The 22,438-nt window shown below is 65.6% G+C and carries 42 protein-coding genes; 21 read left to right on the plus strand and 21 right to left on the minus strand.

Translation table 11 applies throughout. From position 1 onward, the window contains the following. Window positions 1–222: 222 nt before the first annotated feature. The 19 genes from ACZ6YI_RS05490 to ACZ6YI_RS05580 all read right to left on the minus strand — a co-directional run bounded on the left by ACZ6YI_RS05490 (window position 223) and on the right by ACZ6YI_RS05580 (window position 10,310). On the minus strand, window positions 223–525 hold the full coding sequence (locus tag ACZ6YI_RS05490; protein WP_465777765.1) for an HNH endonuclease: 303 nt from the start codon (window positions 523–525) through the stop codon (window positions 223–225). Then, window positions 525–749, minus strand: coding sequence for a hypothetical protein (locus ACZ6YI_RS05495; RefSeq protein WP_465777766.1), 225 nt, complete (start codon window positions 747–749; stop codon window positions 525–527). Before ACZ6YI_RS05495 ends, ACZ6YI_RS05490 begins: the two co-directional genes overlap by 1 nt. After that, window positions 746–1,240: a lysis system i-spanin subunit Rz gene (locus ACZ6YI_RS05500; protein WP_465777767.1), complete on the minus strand. Its 495-nt coding sequence runs from the start codon at window positions 1,238–1,240 to the stop codon at window positions 746–748. Before ACZ6YI_RS05500 ends, ACZ6YI_RS05495 begins: the two co-directional genes overlap by 4 nt. Then, window positions 1,237–1,518 (minus strand): hypothetical protein, encoded by a 282-nt coding sequence (locus ACZ6YI_RS05505; RefSeq protein WP_465777768.1) that lies wholly within the window; start codon window positions 1,516–1,518, stop codon window positions 1,237–1,239. The genes ACZ6YI_RS05500 and ACZ6YI_RS05505 overlap by 4 nt, the downstream gene beginning before the upstream one ends. Continuing rightward, entirely contained in the window at window positions 1,515–1,817 is a 303-nt protein-coding gene (locus ACZ6YI_RS05510; protein WP_465777769.1) for a hypothetical protein, read from the minus strand. The genes ACZ6YI_RS05505 and ACZ6YI_RS05510 overlap by 4 nt, the downstream gene beginning before the upstream one ends. Further along, the gene (locus tag ACZ6YI_RS05515; RefSeq protein ID WP_465777770.1) at window positions 1,817–2,320 is read right to left on the minus strand and encodes a lysozyme family protein; all 504 of its coding nucleotides are present in this window, start codon (window positions 2,318–2,320) and stop codon (window positions 1,817–1,819) included. Before ACZ6YI_RS05515 ends, ACZ6YI_RS05510 begins: the two co-directional genes overlap by 1 nt. Continuing rightward, entirely contained in the window at window positions 2,317–2,850 is a 534-nt protein-coding gene (locus tag ACZ6YI_RS05520; RefSeq protein WP_465777771.1) for a glycoside hydrolase family 19 protein, read from the minus strand. The genes ACZ6YI_RS05515 and ACZ6YI_RS05520 overlap by 4 nt, the downstream gene beginning before the upstream one ends. A gap of 609 nt (window positions 2,851–3,459) precedes the next feature. Next, window positions 3,460–4,122 carry a hypothetical protein gene (locus tag ACZ6YI_RS05525; protein ID WP_465777772.1) on the minus strand — a complete coding sequence of 221 codons (663 nt, stop codon included), beginning with the start codon at window positions 4,120–4,122 and terminating at the stop codon, window positions 3,460–3,462. 13 nt (window positions 4,123–4,135) lie between these two features. Continuing rightward, window positions 4,136–4,372 (minus strand): hypothetical protein, encoded by a 237-nt coding sequence (locus ACZ6YI_RS05530; protein WP_465777773.1) that lies wholly within the window; start codon window positions 4,370–4,372, stop codon window positions 4,136–4,138. Continuing rightward, a complete protein-coding gene (locus ACZ6YI_RS05535; RefSeq protein WP_465777774.1) occupies window positions 4,369–4,719 on the minus strand; it encodes a hypothetical protein in 351 nt (116 codons plus the stop codon). The genes ACZ6YI_RS05530 and ACZ6YI_RS05535 overlap by 4 nt, the downstream gene beginning before the upstream one ends. A gap of 205 nt (window positions 4,720–4,924) precedes the next feature. Continuing rightward, on the minus strand, window positions 4,925–5,464 hold the full coding sequence (locus ACZ6YI_RS05540) for a Ref family recombination enhancement nuclease (RefSeq protein WP_465777775.1): 540 nt from the start codon (window positions 5,462–5,464) through the stop codon (window positions 4,925–4,927). After that, complete coding sequence (locus ACZ6YI_RS05545; RefSeq protein ID WP_465777776.1) at window positions 5,461–5,688, minus strand: hypothetical protein; 228 nt, start codon at window positions 5,686–5,688, stop codon at window positions 5,461–5,463. The genes ACZ6YI_RS05540 and ACZ6YI_RS05545 overlap by 4 nt, the downstream gene beginning before the upstream one ends. Next, window positions 5,685–6,053 carry a hypothetical protein gene (locus ACZ6YI_RS05550; RefSeq protein ID WP_465777777.1) on the minus strand — a complete coding sequence of 123 codons (369 nt, stop codon included), beginning with the start codon at window positions 6,051–6,053 and terminating at the stop codon, window positions 5,685–5,687. The genes ACZ6YI_RS05545 and ACZ6YI_RS05550 overlap by 4 nt, the downstream gene beginning before the upstream one ends. Continuing rightward, window positions 6,050–6,430, minus strand: a complete 381-nt coding sequence (locus tag ACZ6YI_RS05555; RefSeq protein ID WP_465777778.1) for a hypothetical protein — start codon at window positions 6,428–6,430, stop codon at window positions 6,050–6,052. The genes ACZ6YI_RS05550 and ACZ6YI_RS05555 overlap by 4 nt, the downstream gene beginning before the upstream one ends. After that, on the minus strand, window positions 6,420–7,754 hold the full coding sequence (dnaB, locus tag ACZ6YI_RS05560) for a replicative DNA helicase (RefSeq protein WP_465777779.1): 1,335 nt from the start codon (window positions 7,752–7,754) through the stop codon (window positions 6,420–6,422). The genes ACZ6YI_RS05555 and dnaB overlap by 11 nt, the downstream gene beginning before the upstream one ends. Then, on the minus strand, window positions 7,751–8,608 hold the full coding sequence (locus ACZ6YI_RS05565) for a hypothetical protein (RefSeq protein WP_465777780.1): 858 nt from the start codon (window positions 8,606–8,608) through the stop codon (window positions 7,751–7,753). Before ACZ6YI_RS05565 ends, dnaB begins: the two co-directional genes overlap by 4 nt. Beyond that, entirely contained in the window at window positions 8,608–8,841 is a 234-nt protein-coding gene (locus tag ACZ6YI_RS05570) for a hypothetical protein (RefSeq protein WP_465777781.1), read from the minus strand. Before ACZ6YI_RS05570 ends, ACZ6YI_RS05565 begins: the two co-directional genes overlap by 1 nt. 551 nt (window positions 8,842–9,392) lie before the next feature. Continuing rightward, entirely contained in the window at window positions 9,393–9,854 is a 462-nt protein-coding gene (locus ACZ6YI_RS05575; protein WP_465777782.1) for a phage regulatory CII family protein, read from the minus strand. A 183-nt stretch (window positions 9,855–10,037) separates the two neighbouring features. Further along, on the minus strand, window positions 10,038–10,310 hold the full coding sequence (locus ACZ6YI_RS05580; RefSeq protein ID WP_465777783.1) for a hypothetical protein: 273 nt from the start codon (window positions 10,308–10,310) through the stop codon (window positions 10,038–10,040). Window positions 10,311–10,381: 71 nt separating this feature from the next. On the opposite strand from ACZ6YI_RS05580, the gene ACZ6YI_RS05585 reads away from it, so the two are divergent. From ACZ6YI_RS05585 to ACZ6YI_RS05675, 19 genes are all read left to right on the plus strand, one after another. Continuing rightward, on the plus strand, window positions 10,382–11,035 hold the full coding sequence (locus ACZ6YI_RS05585; RefSeq protein WP_465777784.1) for an XRE family transcriptional regulator: 654 nt from the start codon (window positions 10,382–10,384) through the stop codon (window positions 11,033–11,035). A 2-nt stretch (window positions 11,036–11,037) separates the two neighbouring features. Continuing rightward, window positions 11,038–11,358 carry a hypothetical protein gene (locus ACZ6YI_RS05590; RefSeq protein WP_465777785.1) on the plus strand — a complete coding sequence of 107 codons (321 nt, stop codon included), beginning with the start codon at window positions 11,038–11,040 and terminating at the stop codon, window positions 11,356–11,358. Continuing rightward, the gene (locus ACZ6YI_RS05595) at window positions 11,351–11,737 is read left to right on the plus strand and encodes a hypothetical protein (RefSeq protein WP_465777786.1); all 387 of its coding nucleotides are present in this window, start codon (window positions 11,351–11,353) and stop codon (window positions 11,735–11,737) included. Before ACZ6YI_RS05590 ends, ACZ6YI_RS05595 begins: the two co-directional genes overlap by 8 nt. Beyond that, complete coding sequence (locus tag ACZ6YI_RS05600; protein WP_465777787.1) at window positions 11,734–12,531, plus strand: hypothetical protein; 798 nt, start codon at window positions 11,734–11,736, stop codon at window positions 12,529–12,531. The genes ACZ6YI_RS05595 and ACZ6YI_RS05600 overlap by 4 nt, the downstream gene beginning before the upstream one ends. A 17-nt stretch (window positions 12,532–12,548) precedes the next feature. Beyond that, window positions 12,549–12,980 (plus strand): hypothetical protein, encoded by a 432-nt coding sequence (locus ACZ6YI_RS05605; RefSeq protein WP_465777788.1) that lies wholly within the window; start codon window positions 12,549–12,551, stop codon window positions 12,978–12,980. Window positions 12,981–13,127: 147 nt separating this feature from the next. Next, window positions 13,128–13,445: a hypothetical protein gene (locus ACZ6YI_RS05610; protein ID WP_465777789.1), complete on the plus strand. Its 318-nt coding sequence runs from the start codon at window positions 13,128–13,130 to the stop codon at window positions 13,443–13,445. After that, complete coding sequence (locus ACZ6YI_RS05615; protein ID WP_465777790.1) at window positions 13,442–13,723, plus strand: hypothetical protein; 282 nt, start codon at window positions 13,442–13,444, stop codon at window positions 13,721–13,723. Before ACZ6YI_RS05610 ends, ACZ6YI_RS05615 begins: the two co-directional genes overlap by 4 nt. Then, window positions 13,720–13,941: a hypothetical protein gene (locus ACZ6YI_RS05620; protein WP_465777791.1), complete on the plus strand. Its 222-nt coding sequence runs from the start codon at window positions 13,720–13,722 to the stop codon at window positions 13,939–13,941. Before ACZ6YI_RS05615 ends, ACZ6YI_RS05620 begins: the two co-directional genes overlap by 4 nt. Then, window positions 13,938–14,099, plus strand: coding sequence for a hypothetical protein (locus ACZ6YI_RS05625; protein ID WP_465777792.1), 162 nt, complete (start codon window positions 13,938–13,940; stop codon window positions 14,097–14,099). Before ACZ6YI_RS05620 ends, ACZ6YI_RS05625 begins: the two co-directional genes overlap by 4 nt. A gap of 76 nt (window positions 14,100–14,175) precedes the next feature. After that, the gene (locus ACZ6YI_RS05630) at window positions 14,176–15,120 is read left to right on the plus strand and encodes a hypothetical protein (protein WP_465777793.1); all 945 of its coding nucleotides are present in this window, start codon (window positions 14,176–14,178) and stop codon (window positions 15,118–15,120) included. A 200-nt stretch (window positions 15,121–15,320) separates the two neighbouring features. Continuing rightward, the gene (locus ACZ6YI_RS05635; protein WP_465777794.1) at window positions 15,321–16,655 is read left to right on the plus strand and encodes a DNA-methyltransferase; all 1,335 of its coding nucleotides are present in this window, start codon (window positions 15,321–15,323) and stop codon (window positions 16,653–16,655) included. Further along, window positions 16,652–17,251 (plus strand): FaeA/PapI family transcriptional regulator, encoded by a 600-nt coding sequence (locus ACZ6YI_RS05640; RefSeq protein WP_465777795.1) that lies wholly within the window; start codon window positions 16,652–16,654, stop codon window positions 17,249–17,251. Before ACZ6YI_RS05635 ends, ACZ6YI_RS05640 begins: the two co-directional genes overlap by 4 nt. Beyond that, entirely contained in the window at window positions 17,248–17,784 is a 537-nt protein-coding gene (locus ACZ6YI_RS05645) for a phiTE_072 family protein (protein WP_465777796.1), read from the plus strand. Before ACZ6YI_RS05640 ends, ACZ6YI_RS05645 begins: the two co-directional genes overlap by 4 nt. Beyond that, window positions 17,781–18,410 (plus strand): J domain-containing protein, encoded by a 630-nt coding sequence (locus ACZ6YI_RS05650; RefSeq protein WP_465777797.1) that lies wholly within the window; start codon window positions 17,781–17,783, stop codon window positions 18,408–18,410. The genes ACZ6YI_RS05645 and ACZ6YI_RS05650 overlap by 4 nt, the downstream gene beginning before the upstream one ends. Window positions 18,411–18,412: 2 nt before the next feature. Continuing rightward, on the plus strand, window positions 18,413–18,757 hold the full coding sequence (locus ACZ6YI_RS05655; protein WP_465777798.1) for a hypothetical protein: 345 nt from the start codon (window positions 18,413–18,415) through the stop codon (window positions 18,755–18,757). Then, window positions 18,754–18,921 (plus strand): hypothetical protein, encoded by a 168-nt coding sequence (locus ACZ6YI_RS05660; protein WP_465777799.1) that lies wholly within the window; start codon window positions 18,754–18,756, stop codon window positions 18,919–18,921. The genes ACZ6YI_RS05655 and ACZ6YI_RS05660 overlap by 4 nt, the downstream gene beginning before the upstream one ends. Next, window positions 18,918–19,196 (plus strand): hypothetical protein, encoded by a 279-nt coding sequence (locus ACZ6YI_RS05665; RefSeq protein ID WP_465777800.1) that lies wholly within the window; start codon window positions 18,918–18,920, stop codon window positions 19,194–19,196. The genes ACZ6YI_RS05660 and ACZ6YI_RS05665 overlap by 4 nt, the downstream gene beginning before the upstream one ends. Next, window positions 19,196–19,345, plus strand: coding sequence for a hypothetical protein (locus ACZ6YI_RS05670; RefSeq protein WP_465777801.1), 150 nt, complete (start codon window positions 19,196–19,198; stop codon window positions 19,343–19,345). Before ACZ6YI_RS05665 ends, ACZ6YI_RS05670 begins: the two co-directional genes overlap by 1 nt. Beyond that, window positions 19,342–20,001 (plus strand): hypothetical protein, encoded by a 660-nt coding sequence (locus ACZ6YI_RS05675; protein ID WP_465777802.1) that lies wholly within the window; start codon window positions 19,342–19,344, stop codon window positions 19,999–20,001. The genes ACZ6YI_RS05670 and ACZ6YI_RS05675 overlap by 4 nt, the downstream gene beginning before the upstream one ends. A 20-nt stretch (window positions 20,002–20,021) precedes the next feature. On the opposite strand, the gene ACZ6YI_RS05680 is transcribed toward ACZ6YI_RS05675, so the two are convergent. Continuing rightward, window positions 20,022–20,690 (minus strand): hypothetical protein, encoded by a 669-nt coding sequence (locus ACZ6YI_RS05680; protein ID WP_465777803.1) that lies wholly within the window; start codon window positions 20,688–20,690, stop codon window positions 20,022–20,024. Between the two features lie 61 nt (window positions 20,691–20,751). After that, the gene (locus ACZ6YI_RS05685) at window positions 20,752–20,982 is read right to left on the minus strand and encodes a hypothetical protein (protein WP_465777804.1); all 231 of its coding nucleotides are present in this window, start codon (window positions 20,980–20,982) and stop codon (window positions 20,752–20,754) included. Window positions 20,983–21,057: 75 nt separating this feature from the next. On the opposite strand from ACZ6YI_RS05685, the gene ACZ6YI_RS05690 reads away from it, so the two are divergent. Then, complete coding sequence (locus ACZ6YI_RS05690) at window positions 21,058–21,270, plus strand: hypothetical protein (RefSeq protein ID WP_465777805.1); 213 nt, start codon at window positions 21,058–21,060, stop codon at window positions 21,268–21,270. Continuing rightward, a complete protein-coding gene (locus ACZ6YI_RS05695) occupies window positions 21,271–22,410 on the plus strand; it encodes a site-specific integrase (RefSeq protein WP_465777806.1) in 1,140 nt (379 codons plus the stop codon). It begins immediately after the preceding gene. Window positions 22,411–22,438: the final 28 nt, after the last annotated feature.

Genomic DNA, 22,438 nt, shown 5'->3' on the forward strand with positions numbered 1-22,438 from the left:
CGATCGTGGCTCAAAGCCTTGCGCGGCGCGGGTTGTTTGATTTCCGTGCCCTGCTGCGATTAATCAAACAGGGGATATTTTCTGTGCGTGAGAGGACGATCGGTTTCCGGGCCGGATCGGCCCAAACTTTTGACCCGCCCCCTCACATTTCCTTAACGTTTCGTTCATGTATGTGACACGCAGCCTCGGCATGTGACATGTCGCGACTCGTTCGCATTTGCATCACCTGCCGAGGTCGGATCGAGTCTTGCGGGCGTGGCACCCATCTGGCCCGGTGCACAGCACCTGGCAGTTCTCGTCCGTGTCGGACCCGCCGTTCACCAGCGCCACCTTGTGGTCAAGTTCGAACTCGTGCATTGCCACCAGGCGTCCGCACTCGGCGCAGTGCGGGCTCTTGGCCCAGATGCGCAGCCGTCGCTCCTGAAGCGCTCTGCCCGTCATGCGTCGGTCGGCTGATCGATGCGTGGCAGGCTGCCGTGATGGCGCCATGGCGACACGGCTGCCGATGGTGTGGAGCCTGCCCATCAGGCTTCCTTGGGCAGGACCACCAGGCGGAGACGGGCATCCGGCGTCAGCAGCGCCACCTGCGCGCCAGTGGGCGCCTCGCCGATGTGCCGCCGATACTCGCCTGCGGTCTTGCCTTCGAAGGCATCGTCGATCAACCGGTCATCGGCCTGCACCTGGTAGCGCAGCGTCTCGCCAGCACGGTCAGTGCCCAAGGACGAAACGACGAGGAACAGATCGTTCATTGCTTGGCCTCGGCTCGGTCGGCCATCACCGCACGCTGGAGGCCGGTGACGGTGCTGTCGCACTGGGCGCCGGCGAGAACAAGATCTCGCGCACCCGCTGCTCGTAGTTCGGCTGCTGCATCAGGCTGGCTGGCACCGGCGGCAGCTTGCACTGCGGCGGTGGCACGGGCGGTGGCCCACTCGTCGCGCAGGCGGAGAGTGCCAGCACGCAGGTCATCAGCAACGCGGTCAGCGCGAGCCTTTGCATCGGACATGTCCTTCTGGTGTGTGGCCTCGGCGGCCGCCAGCTCTTCGGCCTGCACCTGGTACTGCGACAGGCGCAGGGCTTCAGCTTGGCCGAACGCCATGGCCGCGCCCGTCTGGTCGGCGGCACGATCCAGCTTGGCGCTGGCAAGGTCAGCGTCTGCGCCCTTGCCGCGCACGTACCAGCCGCCACCGAACCCAGCCACCAGGAGCAGCACAGCCGCGATCGCAATGACCTTGACGTTCACCGGCGATCCTCGAATCGGTCCAGGCGCTTCTCCATACGGTCGGACTCGCGCTCCTGGCAATGCTGGTACAGGTCTTCGTATCGGTTCCGGGCGGCGGTGATGCGGCTCGCTTCATCACGCGAAATCGCAACCTCGCGCTGCGCACTGGCGGATGTCGCGCCGAAGTAACCCGTGCCGCCAAGCCCAGCAACCATCATTGCCACTGCCAAGCGCTGCGACACGCCCGCGCGGCGGCGATCTGCCTGCGGGTTGTGAGCGGCGCTCGATCCGTCTGTCATGGCGTCTGCGTCTGGCTTGCCGCCGGCGTCGCCGCGGCGCTGGGTTGTGCCGCCGCCGGTGTGGCGTTGGCAAGAATCTCGGTTTTCCGGTCGCTATCACTGCTGCGGCCGAAGAAGAAGCTCACGATGACGCCGGTCGCGGCGCCGTTCCATGCCGTCAGGATCGTCCCGAGCAGCACGTTGTCGGCGTCCTTGGGCATGCCGAAAGAGAGCATGTGGTCAACGACTCGGTAATCGAGAAAGCCAGCGATCGCCACAATGACCAGGGCAAGGGCCTGCACGAACCAGCCCCGGCGCATCAGGCCGTCCAGGACGCCGGCACAACGCCGGTGCGCATCATCCTCGCCAGTTCGAGCATGCGGCGGCGCTCGTCATCGCTCACCGCGCGTTCCGGCCATCGGGTCAAAAGGAGCGTGTCCTGGGCATCGTCCCAGCGTGCCTGGCTGATCGCATCCCATAGCGGACGGCATGCCATCAGGGCGGGCGAGCCGATGACCATAGCGACATGCGCCAGAACGGCCAGACGAACGGAACCGAGCTGGGGATAGATCGCTGTGCGCGGCCGCAACGTGCGGACGAACCGGCGGATGTCGCGGCCCAGAAGCTCGGTCATTTCTGCCTTACTCACGGCGCGGGTGGACGCGATGCGCTCATAAGCCGTGATGCCGCGGTCCTCAACGGACTCCGTGGCACCAATGAATGGGGCGTACGCGCCGATGTGGCGGATTGCGACCTCTGCCGCGTGGGCTTCAGTCGCCTCAACGCGCTCGTGAACCAGGGCCACTTCATCGTCCGTCGTCACTGCACACCCAGCGCCGCCTTGGCGTTCTTCCACAGAGCTTCCCGCTTGTCCTGGCCGGTCAATCCGCCGTTGATCTTCTTCGTGATCGCCGCGAACAGGCCAGCGTCAGCGAGTTCGTTCAACCCATGAGCCTTCCACCACCAGGCGGCGGATAGGCTGGCGAGTTCCTCGCTCTGCAGCAGTTCGGGGCGCTTCACGACATCAACGCCTAGGGCTTTGCTCGCCTTCGTGTAGTTGTCGCGTCCGGTTATCTGGATCAGGCCGCGACCCATGAATCGCTTGCCATCACCGCGCTGGGTGTTGCCCAGGTCGATGCGGCCCTCGTAACGAGCCTGCGGGGCGGTCGGGCCCCAGATCTCGAGCGTGCGCATGAAGCTCATCGACTCGTGGCCGACCTGCGCGATGAACGCGGCCTGGCGGGCGGGCGTGTTGATGTCGTACTTGTCCATGGCAGCCGAAAGCGGTGCGGCCCACTCTTTCGCGCGCACGAGCGGAATACCCGCTGCGCTGGCGAGGGTTGAGGCGTCCATCGGATGCTCCGGGATAGGGTGGCCGGCGAGCCGAGGGGAGCGACGCGCCAGCCGGTTCGGCCCCAGGGGAAAGGCCGAAAACGACGAAACCCGGCGCGGGGCCGGGCTTCAATGGGTGTTCTGACTAGGCGCGAGATTACTCATTTTTTGGGTGGGCATCACCCACCCACTGCTACGGTGCGCGAGGCAGTGGCATCCAGTGCGACGGTGGCGGATCGACCTGATGGTCGTGCAAGTCGTCGAAGTGTGCCTCCTCCACACACCACCCCACCGGCGGAAGCGGCTCGTGGGACCAGCATCGCTGTGGCTGTCCCCACCAAGCGTTCGGAACACGCTCGCCACCTGCCCAGACGTCGATCTTCGTTCCGTCTGTTGGGGCGGTCTCAATCGGCAACCACTGCCCTACCGGCGCCGCCATTGGGCCGTAGAACTCGACGTAATCAGGAATGTCACCTACGTGCGTTGAGACATCAGCACCAGCGTGCCAGACGACTGAGTCGCCCAGCTGCACTACGTGCCATTCCTTCGGGTACTGCTGCCCATCAGGGATCCACATCGCCAGATCGTGGGTACACCAGTAATACCCGGCTTCCGCGAGATCCTTTGCCTTCACGCCAATGCCCCCTGAAACTGGCGCTCCGCCTTGTGGAGGTCGTCGGTACACGCCTGAAAGGTCCAATCGTAGACCGAGGCCCATCCCTCGCGGTAGGTCTTCCAGGAGAACCCGCACAGGTCTGCCCGACCGCGCTCACTGAGGCGCATGTGCCCTTCCCCGCCGCAGTCCTTGCAGCTGCGCGCCACGTTCATTTCGTTGGGCACTACGCCGCGGCCATGGCATGACTGGCAAAGGCCGGCGCTGGCAAGCTCCCGAATCACCGCGTGGCGCACCTTGCCATAGCCAGGTGCCAGCTGGGGGATCTCGTGTTCCCGGATGATGACGCGGGGCCAGCGTCGCAAGTGGGCCGCGGCGTAGGTTCCCTGGGCCTTGCTGCCGCGCAGGGCTACCGCGAGGGTGGCGTCAAGCATGGACGACTCGCGCCGCGCCCACTCCTCGCGCATCAGGGTGTCGACCATGTCGGACAGCTCGCGCTCGGTCAGCCGGGCACCGTCAGGCCACCACACACGGCACAGCACCTCGCGGCCGATGCCGGCGGCCACCATGCCCAAAGCGGCGGCGACGTCCGTGGCCACGAGGTTGGGGATGCCACCCGAGCCGATGTCGAATCGGCAGTTCTTGGGATTGAGCATGGCGAGTGCCTTTCCGGTATGCATGGTGTTCCCCTGGTTACTTCGGTTCGTGCACGGCGCCAGCGGCACCGCTCTTTTTCAGTTGCTTGGCGAGTCTGCGGAGGCGCTGGGCCGATCCGTTAAGGTCTGACGACGCCCTGCTTACCTCGTCGGCGAAGGCCGCGATCGCAGCCGGGTCGCGCCAGTCCAGCCACGCGGCGCGAGCGATCAACTCGCCCACTTCCACGATGGGGCGGCGGGCGCGATCCTCGAGGGTGCGGGCAAGCTTGCTCATGCCGGCGACACCTCGATGCGGACGCCGTACTGGTGCGGCTTGCCGCGCTCCTGGTCGTAGGTGAAGCGGATCTTCGTCTTGTCGTTGTCGGCGATGCCGTAGGCGTCAGCCACGCCATCGCGCATGGCCTTGAACATCCCGTTGAGGTTGTCGCCCTCATCTACGCGCCGCGGCGCGATGCGGACCATGTGGACGGTCACCGGCAGCGGAGGGCGCTTTGCGTCGAGCATGAGCCAGTGTGCGGCCTGTCGCTCTCGCTTCGTGCGACGCGCTTTCTCGCGCCAGTGGCAATGGACGTTCGGCCCGGCCATCAGCTTGAAGTCCTCGATTTCCACGACCAGCGTCATGCGCCACCACCGCGTCGTACGCCGGTCGTGCCGGTCTTCACCCAGCGGCGCACGATCAGCTCACACCCGTCCATAAGTGCCACACCGTTTGCCAGGCCAGTGTGGGTCGCCCGGCGCCCGCATCCGCACCAGCACTTACGGCGGGACTTCGACGATATGAGGACCGAAGTCCGGCGTTGGTCCTTCGCGGACCCGTGGATGACCGTCATGCGTCACCCGCCTGGGCGAACGTCGGCAGGCCCGAGCGCTCCAGCATCAGGTTCTGGTACTCGAGCAGCTGGTTGTCGGTGCCGTAGGTCTCGCGGAAGCGGCGCGGCTCCCGGCCGAAACTCGGGCCGAAGGCCTTGGCCTGCTCCGTGTACCCGTGCTCGGGATACGGCAGGCGATCGCCCTGGTGGTGAAAAGTACAGAGGCACACGGTGAAGTCGTGCCCGCGGCGCCGGCCACCGCTGAGCAGGTGGTGGATCTCCAGTCCCTTCCCGTAGCTTGCGCGCGCCAGCCCATGGTCCACGCCGTTGAGGTGGCAGGCGACGCAGCCCTTCGCGCGCATCGCATCCCAGCGGGCCACCTGCGCTGCCGTCGGCTTGCCCGTGCTGCGGCTCTGGCGGAGCTTCGCCTTGATCGCGACAGCCTTGCCCTGCCCCTTTTCCTTGGCGGCCGTCAGACCCTGACGGATCGCGGTCATCGCGACGAACTGGCGGCGCGCCTTCAGCGGTGTTTTGCGGAGGATAGGGGTTCGCTTCACGCGGCGAGCCCCAGCGGAATATTGAAGTACCTCGCTCGCCCAGCCTGCAGCATCTCGAGGAACTGCAACGCCACGACGGCGCCCTGCGTCAGGCTTCCGTAGCCCGCGCAAATGTCCTTTGCGAGGTCGCGCGCAGTCGCCTCGGTGATGACGATGCGATCGGGCATGCGGCCATTGCGGGAGTGGAAAGCCACGACCTTGGCGAGCAGACGTTCCTGGCTCATGCGGCCTTCGCCCCCTTGTTCGGAAGCGCCAGCACGTGGCACCGGATGTCGGCCATCAGCGCAGCGGCATCGCCATCGGTGACCTTCCCGCTCGGGGACGGCTGGTAGACGCCCACCAGGCTCTTGGCGTGCTTGCGGCAGTGGCGGTCGTAGTCCACGTGGCGGTAGCTGTACGCGGCCGCCTCGCCGTTCTCCCCGATGAACACAGCCACGCGGCCCGTGCCCAGGATCGCGCGCAGGGCCGTGCGGTGGATGGCCGTCACGCCCTGACGGTGGACGTTGCCGAGGTAGATCTGGCGGTCGGCGGCGGGCACGACCACGTTGGTGCGGCGAAGCGCCGGGCGCTGGTTGGTGGATGCAGTCATGGCGTGATGCCTCGTTCCTCAGGGCGGATAGCGCGGTGCATGCGCTCGCGGTAGGTCTTCCGGTCTTCCTTCTGTTTCGCGAAGAAGGCGCGCCAGCTGGCTTCGAATGCGGGGAGGTGCGCGATCTTGTCGCCGTCGATCGCAAGGCCTTCCGGGCGCGGCTCCCTGCCCCACGTCTCGCCCTGGGCGTTGATGGCGTACACGGGGCGCGGGAGCAGGCGCGGCGGCGTGCTGTCGTTCACGGCGGCGGCGCGGAAGGTGTCCACGATCTCGGCCACCAGCGGGAACTTCACCCGCATGACGGCGCGCTCGTCCGCCAGCGCGGCGCGCGCGGCGACTCGGTCGGCCTCGATGCGCGCCAGCAGGTCACCACTCATCGTGATACCCCGCGCCGCGGTCGGTGAAGCGCATGGTCTCGGCGTGCCACTCGACCTTCTTGCTGCCCGTCGGGCCGTGCCGGTTCTTCTCCACGCTGATCTCGGCCACGCCCTTGTCTTCCGTGTTCGGGTTGTAGACCTCGTCGCGGTAGAGCATCAGGATCTGGTCCGCTTCCTTCTCGATCTCGCTGGAGTTCGCCAGGTCGCCCATGTTCGGGCGCTTGTCGCTGCGCTTCTCCACCTCGCGGTTCACCTGGGCCAGCGCGACCACCGGGATATCCAGCTCGCGGGCGATTTCCTTCAGGCCCTGTGCCACCTCGCCCACCTGGTCGATGCGCGAATCCTTCGGGTTGTTGCCCTTGATGCGCTGGACGTAATCCACGAACAGGCGCTGGATGCCGTGCTTCTTCTTCCACCGGCGCGCCAGGCGCTGCACCTCGCCGATGGTGATGCCCGCGCGGTCGCAGATGACCATCTCGCGCTCCATCAGGCGGGCCACGGCGGCGGCCATTCGGCCGAGGTCGTCATCGTCGTGCGAGCCGTTGCGCAGCCGCGAGGCGTTGATCACGCCCTCGATCGACAGCAGGCGCGAGCCGATCTGCACTACCGGCTGCTCGGTCGAGAACAGGCCTGCCGGGCCGTTGTGTGCCAGAGCGATGTTCAGCAGCAGTGCCGTCTTGCCCATCGCCGGGCGGGCGCCGATCACGATCAGGTCCGAGTCGTGCAAGCCGCCCAGCACGTAGTCGAGATCCGTCAGGCCGGTGGGCAGGCCGGGGATCTTCCCGCCACGCGCCTTCGCGGCGTTGGCCGCCTCGTAGGCAATCGTCAGGGTCTGACGGAGGGTGTACTCGCTGCTGGTCTCGATGCGCTGCATCGCCATCAACTCGGCAATGCCGCCGTCCACGAGCTCCGCCGCGTCCTGCACGCCGCCGAACGCCTGCTCCATGAGCTCGGTCGCGGCGCCGATCACGCGGCGGCGCACGGCCTTCTCGCGCACGATCGCCGCGTATGCCTCGATGTTCGCCGCGCTCGGCGTGTCGTTGGCAAGCTCCAGCAGGTACGACGGGTCGCAGTCCAGGTCGTTGGTCGCGAACCACTCGCCGAGAGTGATGGCGTCGCACGGCACACCGCGGCGGTTCAGGTGCACCATGGCCCGGAAGATCATCCGGTGGTCGCGGCGGTAGAAGTCATCCTCCTCGAGCCGCGCGCTCACCGCGTCGATGCGGCCAGGCGCCAACATCAGCCCGCCCAGCACGCTCTGCTCGGCGGCCACCGCGTTCGGCGGGACGCGAAGCATGCGGTCGATCTTGCCGTCGCCGCTCATCGGGTCAGCTCCTGACGGACGCGCGGCTGCTCAGGGCGCTGGGTGAAGCCGCCGCCAGCCTTGCGCGAGTTACGGATCCAGTTGCGCCACGTCGCGGTCCAGTCGAGCTTCGTGCCCTCCTTGCCCGGCTTGGCGCGCCAGTAGTCGCAGAAGCTCGCCGTCTCGGTGCGGAGGTCCACGTCCGGGCGCTCCTTCCGCGCCCATGCGAAGTCCTCATTGCTCGGGCGCCAGTCGTCCGGCAGACGAGTACCGCGTTTCGCCGAAGCCTTGCCGCCCTGCCCCTGATCGTCGGAGACGAGTTCGAGAGTGGGCGCCGACGTAGTCGCGCCTCTCTCTTTCTCTTCTCTACTCTTCTCTTCTCTGCGGTTACTCGTTACGTCACGCGTTACGTTACTTTCGTTACTGTCATTTGCCTGCTTTTGACGGTCCCGATATTCCTTCTGACGCTGCGCGTTCGTCTTCGCCCCAGCCGTGCGCGTGTCGCCTGAGGTGTTGTATTCATTGAAGTTTGGCAGCGTGATCGTGCCCGCTTCGCTGTCTACGACGAGCCAGCCAACGTCCTCCATGGCAGCAGCGAAGCCAGGGATGCCGACCATGTCATCGACGTCAGAAACATCAGCGTTGTGGAACACGCCATCCTTTGTGTGCTCGTTCGCAGCACCCCAGATAACGAGCAGGCACGACACCGTTACGTGACGCATAACGTTACGCGTAACGATTTCGGACATAACGCCGCCGAACCCAGTGGACAGAACGCCCGTTACGTCACGGTGGCTTTCCAGTTCGCGCGCGATGCCGTTGACCTTGGGATTGGTCAGCAGCGAGGTGCGCATCTTGATCCAGTCGCCGGCCATCAGTGCACCGCCCCAGCGCGAGGCGCACGCACGCTCTCGCGGATCTCGTCCAGGCGAGTGTGTACCTGCTCGGCAGACGCGCCGTAGAGGCCGCTTATGGTGGTCAGGGCGGCGGACGCGCTCGTTGCGATGGTCATCCCGCGAGCAGGCCCGTCAAGGTCTGACGCGCGGCACACGAGGCGCTGGAAGCACGCCGCGATCATCGCAAGGTCAGTGAGGTCTTCGTCGTGCATCGTTACTCCGGCTTCCGGGAAAACGCATGCACGCAACCGGCCGGATCCGGCTGTCCCCGGGAAGCTACCCCCGGGTAAGCGTGCTGCGTGTCGAACAAGGGCATCTGCGGCGAAGGCCGCAGCGAGGAAAGGTGCATTTCGGCAGCGAGGAGCTGCTCGGGCGTCGCCCCATGCGCCAGCACGCCAGGCAGTACAGCCTTCGCGTGGAGGTACGCAGGGGACGACAGGCGGTTCACCGAACGAACGCCTTGAGGGCACGCAGGGTGCGAACCCAGAGGAACTGCTCGTAGGTCGTCAGGGTCTGCTGCATCAGCTAACTTCCCCTGGCATGGCAAGCGGCCAGCCGCCTTCGGGCGCGTCCTTGCGGCCTTCCTCAAGCGCCTTTTGCAGAGCCGCAATCAGGGACGGAAGGACCGACAAAGGGACTTGAATCCTTTGGTCATCACCGGCGGATGCTTGGTGTTGGACGATCCACACCCTTCCCGGCGGAGAATCGCCATCGAACCGCGCGGGATGGACGCAGATCTGTTCGACCGAATCGCAGACAATGATCATCGCGCGTCGAGCCTCACCTGGGCCTGCAGCGCGGCAACGAGGTCCACCACGATCTTCTGGACGCCCATGCCGGCCTGCGCCGTGTCCTTCGCCTCGCGCGGCGTGATGACGCCATCCTCGCGAGCGTCGGCAATCGTTCCGGCGAACGAGCCCGTGGCTCGCATCAGGTCGAGCACTAGCTCGTCGACGCGCTGCTGCGCTTCCTCGCGCTCACGCTCCAGTTCGTCATGACGCTGCAGGACGTAGCCGTGCTGCGCGGCGAGCGCGTGGAGAATGCGGTGGTCGCCCGTGACCGTCATCAGCAGGTCGGCTTCGGCCAGCGTCAGGTGGTTTCGGTCGTACTGCGGGTTCACCTTGCCGCGGAGCAGCGCACCGGACATGTCTAGGCGAGGCGCCAGCGATTCGGCGCCGCCGGGATAGGCCTTCACGGTTGCTTGGGCAGCGTCGAGGACATTCATGAACGGGAATCTCAAATGGTGAGCCGGGTGGCCCGGTTGGATATCGTTCTCGCCATGGAGATCACGACGAGTAGGGAATCAGGGGACTTACTTCGGGTGGCGCATCAGCGCCCTGCCCGCTTGCGCAATGGCCAGAACGTCACCGCGGCGAACATCACCAGCACCAGCAGGTCGGTCGCCATGTCAGGCGACCTTCCCGGTCAGAACAGTCGGAGTTGCTTCGGCCGTCGCCCCTGCCGAGGCGGCCGGGCTTCGGTGTCGCTGCGACTTCCCCTCGCCGAAGGCATCCGGCTTGATGACAAAGCGGAGCTTCAGGTCCATCCACTCGGGCAATTCGCCGGACGGCAGCTTGTTAATGGCCTGGCGGCTCACCCCGAGCGCACGGCCAAGAGCCGCCTGATTGCCATCGAAAAGCGCCAGGGCTCGGTCCTTAGTGACTCGCGTGGTCTCGTTCATGGCGCTAGTCAACCACAGTTGTCTACATGAGGTCAACTACAGGTTACCCACTTTCGTCAACAATGGTTGACATGGGCACACTGGCTGAACGACTGCGGGAAGCCCGCAGGGACAAAAAGGCGAAGCAGGAAGACCTTGCCCAGGTGGCCGGGGTCTCGAAGCAGGCCATCTCGAAGATCGAGAACGGGGGAACGCTCGAGCCGGCCATGTCCACCATGGAGCCGATCGCGCGGCTGCTGGGCGTCAATGTGCGTTGGCTCACCGAGGGGAAGCTGCCGAAGCACGTGGACGATCAGGCTGAGGAAGGCTGGGCCGACATCGTCGGCGTGCGCCAGGCCGCCGCCCTGGGCGAAGGCGCCGTGGTCGACGACTATGCCGAGACCCACAAGCTGAAGTTCCGGGCCGAGAGCCTGCGCCGCAAGAAGCTCCGGGCCGACAAGCTCGCCGTGCTCTACGGCAAGGGCGACTCCATGATGCCCACCATCAAAAACGGCGACGCCATCCTGTTCGACACTTCAGATATCGAGCCCCGTGACGACAAGATCTACGTGATCAGCTACGAGGGGCACCTCATGGCCAAGCGGCTCACGGAGCTGGGCGGACGGTGGTTCATCTCGAGCGACAACAAGGACGACCCGAAGTGGCGGAAGCCGGTCGCGGTCGACGAAACCAGGCACTTCGAGATCCATGGCCGCGTGCGGTGGATCGGCAGTTGGGAAGATTGACAATGTCCGACGACCGCTTCACGCAGTATGACCCGATTGACCCTGCGGAACTCTTCGAATTCCACATGGCGAATGGGGTCAGAGCCGAGGGGTGCAATCTGTGTGGCAACACCAGCTGGAGCATCATGAGCTCCCCCGATGCACCCGTGGGGGCCCTGCCCTCTGCCTCGACTGACCAGCGCGCGAATGTCGACCTGTTCTTCCCGTTGATCGTCTTGTCCTGCAACAAGTGCGGCAATGTTTGGATGATCAGCCGGCAGGTCTTCGACGCCTGGCGTGCCCGGAAGGCTGATCAACAGGGAGTGGAGGGGGCAAATGGCTGAATGGAAACAACTTAATTTCCCGGACATGTGGTCCGGTAGCCGAGGAAAGGTTGAAGATTACGGCGGCCCGCCCCATGATGGAGGTATGGAAGCACGCGTCGCTGCCCTCGAAACCGAGTGCCGATACATCCGGCGGGATCTCGATGAGGTCCGAACGGACGTTCGGGCGATCAGCGATAGGCTCGGATCGATCGACGCGACTCTCGCCGCAATGGCTGCGAAGCTGGATCGGTTCCCCACAAAACTGCAGTTGTCGCTGTGGGCAGGTGGCGGCCTGTTGGCCCTTTTGGGAGTTGCCGCGGCCCTGATTGCCTTGTTGCTTCGAATGTCCGGACATACGGACGCCGCCAACGCTGTGGACGCAGTCCGGGGCAAATGATCAAAGCCCGCTTCGGCGGGCTTTTTCATATACTTCGCAGGGAATTGCCACAGGGGAAATGGATGAACAAGAGAACACTGATCGCTCTAGGCGCGGCCATTTCGGCTGCCTTCGCGGGATGTAGCGATAAGGGATCAAGTAGCACGGCTGCGAATGCGCCAACGGCCTCCACTCAGGCCGCACCGGCAGAGTCTCATCCGGTTCCGGCCGCGCCAGCACATGCTGCACCGGCGGTGCAGGCTCGCTCCGGCCCGGGTGGCCTTGGGATGGGTATGTCACTTGAGGAACTGAACCAGGCGGTTCATGCAACTCCTGTCCCCAAAGCACCGATGGTTTACGTGACGACTTCGGTTCCGTCGCCGCTGCCCGGTTTCGAGCGGTATTTTCTCATCGTCTCCCCTAAATCCGGCCTCTGCAAAGTCGTCGCGCTAGGGGAAGAGATCAAGGGAGATTCGCAGGGATTTGCTGTGCGGGAAGGCTTCGAAAAGGTCTCCGAGGCCATCACCAAAAAGTACGGGGCTGCAAGCTCGACACTGGACGATCTTCTACCTGGATCGATCTGGAAAGAGCCCCAGGAATGGATGATGGGCCTGGCTAAGCAAGAGCGCGTTCTGAGCTCGGTATGGGGTGGCAAGGGACCGGGAAAGTCGGGCCTTCCTAACGACATCGACACCATCGGCCTTAAGGCCGAAGCAGACTCTCCGTACGTCGCGCGCCTGAACCTTAGCTACGAATTCAACAATTTCGACAGCTGCAGGGAAGAGCTAAAATCGGCAACGAACGCTGGCTTCTGACCACAGGGGATATCGACATGCGTAAGTTATGGCCGGCCGCCTTCACGGCCATGGTCGCGCTTTCGGCGTGTACAACTAAGCCACCGCGGCCGGACCAGCTTAGGCAGCCTCCGCCCGATCGCAATCTCGCTTACCAGGCGCCAGCTGATGGCGACGCCACGGTCACCGTGACCCGTGATGTGGGCTCCCTGATGAGCGCGTGCTACTTCGCCGTTTTCGTCGATGGAAAGGTCGCGGCCAAGCTGGCCACCGGTGAGGCCACCACGCTGCACCTCCCCGCAGGCGAGCACATCATCGGTGCCTGGAACACTGGTTCAGGCCTTTGCGGCTACCGCGAGGGCGTGGATCGGCGCGAGCAGTCCACGGTGCTGAAGGCGGGAGACGCGAAGCGCTTCCGCATCACGGTCAACCAGGGCTCAGGCATCGAGCTCAGCCCGACCACCCTGTAAGGGTCAGACGCCATCGCCCGAATGAGAGCCCGCTACGGCGGGCTTTTTCACGCCTAGGAAAAATATATAGACAACTCTGGTTGACTCTTTGTAGACAACCATGGTTTACTTCTTCCCAAGCCGGGACGCACCGGCAGGGAGAGGACCATGGTCACCACCGCCAACTCGAACCACATCACCCAGCCACTGGCCGAAGTCATCGCCGACGTCCGCCACGGCAAGCTGTCAGACCCTGACGACCTGATCGCGCGCCTGCTCGAGGCGAAGTCACGCGCCGAGCGCGCCGCCACCGCCGTGCACCTCGCCGAGAAGTTCGTTCACCTGGTGCGCACCGCGCCGCTGGATGTCGGCGTGGCCGTCGTCGGGCATGACCTGACCCGCGCCATCTGCGCCGCCAAGGGCATCCCGTCGGTTCTCGTCCACTACCAGCAGATGGCTCGCGAAGCCGACAAGGCGGCGGCATGAACCAGACCTCCCATCAGCGTCAGGCCCTGACGGCCTACAACATCATCCAGGCGACGAAGCGGCACGACATGCGCGCCGGAGAGGCCGAGTTCCGACGGCCGCAGCGCCCGCCGGTCCGCACGCGTCAGGCCCTGCCGAAGCAGCGCCGCATCGCGCGCTTCATGGCCAAGGTCAATGCGTTCTGCGACTGGTTCGCGAACAACGGATGGGTGCTGATCATCGGCATCGCCGTGGCTTTCGCCCTGGTCTACGGCCGCGCATCGGGGGTGATCCAGTGATCCGCGCTGCGTACGTCCTCCCCACCGCGCTCGCCGTGCTGTGCATCGCCGCGTGCGCCAACTTCCACGCGCGCCCCGACCTGAAGCGCTCGACCATCACCGGCCCGGCCGACAGCGTCACCTGCTCGAAGGGCCACAAGGCGCGCGTGACGGGTCCCGACTACAACGGCGCGCCCGTCGTCGAGGTGACCGACAAGCCGTGCGAGATCAACCCGTGAGCCGCCTCGAACGGCGCATGCACCGCGCTATCGCCTGGTGGATGAGCGCACCCGTGGACGAGAAAGCCGCCGTGGCTCTCGCCGTGCTCCCCGCCCTGCTCGCCCTTCTCATCGCCCTTGTCGCTCCAGCGCATCCCCTCCCCTCCCCCGTGCGCTGAGCGGCACCACCCGAGCCCGGCGGTCTGACCGGGCACCCATTCAACAGCGCCGGCTCGGCCGGCAAGGGATTTAAGTATGTCGATCGAGATCAGCCAGGCGCGCCTCGCCGAGGTAACGAGCGCCGAACTTGCCAGTGGTGGACACGACTCCATGGATGAAGGCATGTGCGTGATGGAGGCTGTGTCCTACGTTGCTGGTGAGGAATGGAGCGACACGCCAGCCTGCGCCTGCCCGGTCATCGGCGCATTCATGCGCGCCTGGAACGACTCCCTCCCGGACGACCGTCGCAATACGCTGCTGAAACCTCTCATCAGCAAGCTGATCGGCACCCGTGCATCGGACGACGTCACCGAGCGGCGCGCCCTGATGGCCGCCGATTGGCTTGTTCGCATACATACCCCCGCCTGGCTTCGTCTTTCCGGTCTGAACTCCCAGGCAGATGCCCTCGCAGGGCTACCAGAAATCACTGGTATGTCGCAGATCCCGGGCATTCGTCCTGCCATCGAGGCTGTACGGAAGGACGCGGACGCCGCATGGGACGCCGCACGGGTCGCCGCAGGGGACGCCGCATGGGACGCCGCATGGGACGCCGCACGGGCCGCCGCATGGGACGCCGCAGGGGCCGCCGCAGGGGCCGCCGCAGGGGCCGCCGCATGGGACGCCGCAGGGGCCGCCGCAGGGGCCGCCGCATGGGACGCCGCAGGGGCCGCCGCACGGGACGCCGCACGGGCCGCCGCATGGGACGCCGCAGGGGCCGCCGCAGGGGACGCCGCACGGGCCGCCGCATGGGACGCCGCAGGGGACGCCGCAGGGGCCGCCGCATGGGACGCCGCATGGGACGCCGCAGGGGCCGCCGCAGGGGCCGCCGCATGGGACGCCGCATGGGACGCCGCAGGGGCCGCCGCATGGGACGCCGCATGGGACGCCGCAGGGGCCGCCGCACGTCAACGGCTCGCGCCCACAGCCGACGAGCTCCAGGCGTCAGCCCTTGAGCTCATCGATCGAATGATCGCCGCCTGACCCATGCCGCGCACGCCCGACATGTTCTCCGGTTGGTTCGACAACCAGGCCACCCAGCAGCGAGAGCACTGGGACAACCGGGTGCGCGGCCGCTTCGCCCATCGTCGCTGCATCGAGTCCAGCAACCCGTGGCCCGAGCTTCGCCCCGCATGGGGCTCCAATCCAGACCTTCCGACCAACGCAGGAGCGCCAGCCGCCGCATGAAAGCCACGATCCTCACCGGCGACTGCCTCGACCTGATGCGCTCGCTGCCTGACAACAGCGTGGATTCCGTGGTCACCGACCCGCCCTATGGCATCCGCTTCATGGGCAAGGCCTGGGACGGCGCGGACATCGAGAAGCGCCACGCCAGTGCGGATAGCACGGATGCGGCTCGCACGCGCAACGGCAAGGCAGCGGCAGCGGCAGCGGCAGCGGCAGCGGCAGCGGGAATGTACGACCTCGCGCCCGAGGCTATGAAGGCCTTCCAGCGGTTCAGCGAAGCCTGGGCCGCCGAAGCCTTCCGCGTGCTCAAGCCCGGCGGCATGCTGCTCTCGTTCGCCAGCCCGCGCACGTATCACCGCATGGCCAGCGGCATCGAGGATGCCGGCTTCGAAGTTCGCGACCAGATCATGTGGATCTTCGGCAGCGGGTTCCCGAAGTCCCACAACGGCGAATGGGGCGGCACGGCATGCAAGCCGGCCCACGAACCGATCGTGATGGCTCGCAAGCCGCTGATCGGCACCGTGGCTAAGAACCACGCCGAATGGGGCACGGGCGGCCTGAATATCGATGGTTGCCGTGTCGGGTGGCCGGACGGCATTGCCCCAGAGATCGGAACCCCGGGATGGGGCGGCCCGCGCAAGACGGTTTCCGCCGCTCCAGGCACGGGAGGCGAGACGGCGGATCGGTCGCCTCCGTCTCACCTTGGCCGCTGGCCTGCGAATGTCATTCACGACGGAAGCGACGAGGTTCTGGCGGCCTTTCCGGATGCCCCTGGGCAACTCGCCAACGCAAAGACGGAAGGCGACGGCAAGACAGGCAGGGTCTACGGCGCCATGCGCTACGGGCGCGGAGACGAACCGTCAGCCGAAAGCGTGAATATGGGTGTGGTCGGATTCGCCATGAAGCCGGGTGCACGCCGGCTGGATACAGGCAGCGCCGCCCGTTTCTTTTACTGCGCAAAGGCGAATCGGGCGGACCGGAACGCGGGACTCGAATCTGGTACGCAACCCGCGGTCGCGCAGAACGCCACCATGCGCGACCGCGAGGACGCCGACTGGGCGAATCGCAACGGCAACCACCACCCGACCGTGAAGCCCACGGACCTGATGCGCTACCTGTGTCGCCTGGTCACGCCCGCCGGCGGCGTGGTCCTCGACCCGTTCATGGGCTCAGGTAGCACGGGCCGCGGCGCCGTGCTGGAAGGCTTCCGCTTCATCGGCATGGAGATGGACCGAGCCTACGTGGCGATCGCGGCGGCACGCATTGCCGCCGCCGAGAGCGACTTCGCGCACACGGCTACCCAGGCTGACCTGTTCAAGGAATCTGCATGAGCACCACCATTTCCCCCGAAGACTTCGAGAAGGCCCTGAAGCGGGCTTGCCTGCGCTCCGTGGCTCGATATGCGCGGTTCTCGACCTTGCTGGGCAGCGACATCACGGCTGTGAAGACCTGCGGCGCGCTGCTGCGCGATATCGCCGACGAGGCCGACCTCTCCGTCCCGCAGGCCCGGCGGCAGATGCGCGCGCTCCAGGACGCGGGCAAGGTCATCCGTGACGATCGGCGCGGCGGGTCCACTGCCTGGTGGCTGGTTGGATTGGCGGCCGAGCTCAAGGGGCCGGATCCGGTATGCGCGCCGCGTCATGGTGTGACGGCCGCCCCGATCAGCCTCCCGCCTTTCGCTCCGGCCGTGCATGCCACGCCGAGCCCTGACACCGCGCGTCACGCCCTGACGCCCAAGCGCGACAACTGGTGGGAAGTCCTCGGCGTCGCCCAGGACGACTCGTTCCGCGAGTGCACCGCCGCCTATCGCGAAGCGCACGCCCGTCTCTTGGCCGACGAAAGTCCCGAGGCGCCATCCCTTATCGACCGCCTCAAAGCCGCGTATGACGGCGCGGCCAAGGCCCACGAAGTACAGGTGACCGAATGAAGACCACAGCGAGCATCTACACCATCAGCGCCGATGGCGAGCACGGCACGTTCTTCGTGCGCTCTGGCGTAGGGCAGTTCAACAACACCTGGATGCAGCTCACGGTGAACTCAACGTTCGGCACCTTCGGCTACACGTTCGGGTCGATCGGCGGCACGCCCGCGAAGTTCCTCGCCGACGTCGATTTCGACTATCTCATGGGAAAGCTGATGGGCCGCGACGCCATGGTTTTCGACGTCGATACCGCCGTGGCCAGCGTGCGCACGCTGATTCTCGAACATCGGCGCGATGGCGATGTGTCGCGCTGGAAGGCGCGCGATCTCTGGAACGCTGTGGACGCGGCCGAAAGCGAGTGCAACGGCAGCGAGGACCGGTTTTTCGGGGATCTGGCTGAATACGAAAACCTCAACGACTGGTGCGTTTGGGAGCTCCGGTGCCGCGTAGCGAACCCGCAAGCCGTCGGCTTCTGGGAAAAGCTCTGGCCGGCGTTCATCACCGAACTGAAGGCTGAAAGCCAGGCGGTTGCCGCATGACCATCCCCGCATATCCCCTGACCTGGCCCGAGGGATGGATGCGCAGCGCCAGCCAGCGCACCGCCACGTTCGGCACGAACAGGACGAACAGCGGCAAGCGCCGGCTGACCGTCGCTGAGGCCGTTACCCGGGTGCGTGCCGCTCTCGCAACGATGGGTATTGCCGATTACGACCTGGTCGTGTCGACCAACCTGACGCTGCGCCTGGATGGGTGGCCGCGGTCCGATCAGGCCGAGCCGCGGGACTCCGGGGCTGCCGTCTACTGGCGGGACAGCCGACAGGATGGATGGCCGCGCCGCTGTATGGCAATCGACCAGTACGACCGCGTTGCCGACAACCTGGCGGCCATCGCCGCCACGCTCGACGCCATGCGCGCCATCGAGCGCCACGGCGGGGCCGCCATCCTCGACCGCGCGTTCACTGGCTTCGTCGCACTGGAATCGCCGGCGGCGGACTGGGCGCGGGTCTTCAGCATCGCTGCCGACGCGGCCGAAACCGAGGTGCGCGACCGGTACCGCTACCTGCGCTCCGTTCACCACCCCGACAACGACGGCGACGCCGCCAAATTCGACGAGGTCCAGAAAGCCTGGGCCGCCTACTGCCGCGCCAGCGGAATCAAGGAATAACCATGGATACACCCGGCAAGCTGTTCGACCCGTCCGTCATGCCGCCCCGTGACGAATACGGCCATTGCTGCCATCCCGACCTGCTCGGTGACCGCTGGAACTGCGACGACAACGAAGAGGCCTTCGATCGCGCCAAGTTCGCCGCGGCAGGCTTCGAGATCGACTTCGTCTGGTTCGAGCACGACATCGACGACGCCGCGATCGAGCGCTACGCCGAACAGGGCGACGCCGACGTGTCCCACTGGACGCCGAGCGTGCCGGAGGGCGACGGCTGGGTCTTCTGCGGCATCTGGGACACCGAGGATATGCCGGTGGCGTTCTACGTGCGCGAAATCCCTTCGGCATGAACCCTGAAATCTTCCGTCCGGCCGTGCTGGTCAAAGGCGACCGCATCCACATCTTCGTCGGCAGCGCTTTCAATGCGCTACCCCTCGAACCCGCCGTATCTCTCAACGAACAACTCGCTGCCGCTATCGAGCAGCTGAAGGCCCAGGAGGCCGATAAGGCATGAGCGACCAGACGAACAACGTTTTGAAGGTCTTCCAGTGCGACGACAGCGATCTGTACGCGGCAGTCAGCGCTGAGCAGGCGGCCGACCTCTATGAAGAAATGACCGGCGAGCGGCCCGAGGATGGCTACCCCGTCGAGCTCACCGACGAGGATCTCGATGCTCCTCAGCCTGAGATCGATGAGAACGAGCAGCGGACGGGCGGCGTGACCAGCATTCGCAAGTTCCTCGCCGAGCACGGCGACGAGCCCGGCTGGCTGTGCGGGAGCGATTACTGATGAACGACCAGACCTATCGCGATTTCAAGGAATACCTGCGGACCCGGAAGCTTCGGAAGAGCTTGGCGCTGTCGAAGCGTCGTAAGGCGCGCGGTGTTCAGCACGTCGATGGCCGGTCGGGACGCGCCAGCTCGGGAGACAAGGCATGACCCACGACTCCGTAATCACCGCACCAGATGCGGTGAATGATGCCCTTATTCGCCGCATCGTCGACCGCCTGCGGGGCAGTGAGCCGGAGCACGACGGCGAGCACTGCCTTCTCGTGGACGTGACGGACCTCGCGGACGCGCTACGCGCCGAGCTGGCTACCGACCTCACATCGCGCGAGGCTGTGGCCGAAGTCTTCGACTGGAAGGAGGACGACGGCACGTCGACGCACTGCGTTTCCTTCCTCTGCCCGCTTTCGGAAATCCCCGTCGGCACGAAGCTCTATGCGGCCCCCACCGCGCAGGAAGCTGCCACTTTCGATCGCGCGAGCGAAACACCTCGCCGCCAGCGGGCGGTCGAGGCCCTCCTTGGCCTTGGGTGGACATACGACGCTGACCTCGGTTGGAAGCGTCCCGCGCATGAAGCTGCCCAGCCGGCCGAGGGTGTTGCAGTGAAAGGCATTCAGCCCGGACGCGCGGTCGCGGTGGACGCCGAGCAGCTCGCCGCATTGATCCGTGGCCATGAGGAATCTCTTTCCGTGCCGACCCGTGGCGCTTCCGAGCAATGGGAGGACGGCTATAGCCGCGCGGTCGAGGCAATGTCCACCGATATTCGGGGGCTTCTCCGCGACGCCACGCAGGACGGGGGTGCGGGATGAGTCTGCATGCGTATTACACGCTAGCCGACGATGAGCGGCGGCCTCCCGCTTGGCGGCACATGTCGATCGGGCACCGGCACGGTCCTCGCGGCGGCAATCGGCCAAACAGAATCGAGAGCCGCATCCGCTTTGTCAGACAGGTCGCGGGCGGCCGCTGCGACCTGCCCCTTCGCGAAGTGCACTATTTCAAGCATTTCGAGACGCGGGAATCGGTGGATATCGGCTTGCAGTCTGAGGATTGCCGCATAGAGGGTCATCAGAAGACGTCCGCGATCGCCGCGGTATACGTCCCTGGCCGCAACGAGGTCCAGCGTTGGCGCACGGCAGGTTTCAAGGTGGGCCAGCATGGTCTGGTAGGCGATGCGGTTTTCGTCATCTGGCCCAGCGGCGTGAATCGCCAGAATTTGGCCGCACACCCATCGAAGCTGCAGAAGCTCCTCTGCGATCCCCGGAGCGAAGACCCGCTCGAGGTCAGCGGCATCTTTTCGCTTGGCACGACCTTCTCGCGTAGCAAGCATCAGGGCTACCACCACGGCGCCTGTGGACGCCGCAGCACCGGCCCACGTTGCGACGTCTCCCCATTTGATTTTTCCGTCCCAGCCGGTGCCTGGCGGGATGGCAAGCCAGACGTAGATTACGAAAGCCACGAACACGTAAAGCGCGATCAGCGCCACGGTGCGACATTCCATGCGTGAACTCCCCATCCTTTTCAGTGCGCCGATGGTGCCACCGCGATCGCTGGATGTCGCGCTACTCCCACAGCTCCAGTTCCTGCATGCCGGAAAGGCTCCCATCCAGGTACTCGTCGGCCAGCACGACGCCAGCGCGGATCAGGTAGTTCTCCGCCTGGCCGGCGTCCATGCCCTCAATGTGCGAAGCGAAGTCCTGCTCGAAGACAAGCTCGCCGCCCTTCACCAGTTGGACAACGCCATCTTCGGCGTCGGCAACCACGTCTATCCCCTTATACGAGACCACCGTCATGCGTGAGCTCCCCCTGTTGATGTCAGCGCCGATGGTGCGCGCCATCCTCGAAGGCCGCAAGGAGGGCTGACGCACGTGAGCATGAATCACCACATCATCGACGCGGCGGAGCTTCGCCGGCAGTCCGGGCTGACCCAGCCGGCCGCGGTGAAGCGGTGGGCCAGCGCCCAGGGCATCCGAGTTTTCGACGGGGCCGACGGCCCGTGGACGACCATCGAAGCGGTCAATAAGGCCTTGGGGGTATCCTCGGCCTCTAACGATCACGCCTACTCACCGGATATCGTGTAAATGCCACGAGGACGCCCACGGAGGCCGGACGCCTCCATCCCGGACCACATCGACCAGGCGAAGCTTCCGAAGGGCTGCTACTGGGATAAGCGCGACCGCGTCTGGTACACGATCCTGCCAGGCGCCAAGGCGTCGCGCCGAAAAGTGGCCGACGCATCCGCGCTGATGTCGGACCTGCATCGCGTCATGGAGCAGCTCGCCGGCGTGGATCGTAACTCGCTCGACTTCGTCATGGCCCAATTCGCAGCCAGCGAGAAGTTCAAGGACCTCGCGCCAGCTACGCAGGACGGCTACGAGAAGTACCGCAAAGTAGCGAGCACGTTTCCCACTGCCGCCGGCACGCTCGGTTCTCTCGCCGTTCGCGGGCTGACAGCGCCGCTAATGCAGAAGGTGATCGACAAGATTGCCGCCCAAGGCACGCCGACGAAGGCAAATGCCCTGCTCCGCTACCTGCGGCGGATGTTTCGGTGGGCGAAGAACCGGGGCTTCTGTGAGACGAACCCGTGCGCCGGGCTTGAGCAAGCGAAGGAGCGCCAGCAGCGCCGCCTTCCAGACGATCGCGCGATGGTCGGCATCGTGACGTTCGCGAAGGCGCGCGGCGAGTACACGGCGCACCGCGAAGGCGCGCTTGCGCCCTATCTCTGGCAGATGGTGGAGATCATGTACCTCTGCCGCCTGCGCGGGATCGAGGCGCTCACGCTCGCCGACGACGCCGAGCTCCCCGAAGGCTTGATGACTAACCGTGTGAAGGGCTCGCGCGACAACATCGTCGCCTGGACGCCACGGTTGCGCGCCGCTTGGGATGCGGCGAAGGCCAGGCGCGACGAGATCTTCGCGAGGCACCGCCGGCCCGTTCCGCTGCACGCGAAAGACCGGCGCGTGTTCGTGAATCAGACAGGCGGCCCACTCGCGAAGAGCACGTTCGACAGCGCGTTCCAGCGCATGATGAAAATGGCGATCGCTGAAGGCGTGATCGTCGATGCACAGCGATTCGGTCCGCATGACCTGAAGCGCAAAGGCATCACGGATACGAAGGGCACGCGTGGCGAAAAGCAGCAGGCCAGCGGCCACAAGGCGCAGCAAATGCTGGACGTTTACGACTTCGACGTGCCGGTCGTAAACACGCCGGAGAAGCAGTGATTTTTACGGTGATTTTTACGGGTATGAA

The sequence above is a fragment of the Luteibacter sp. NPDC104163 genome, from assembly GCF_055584245.1.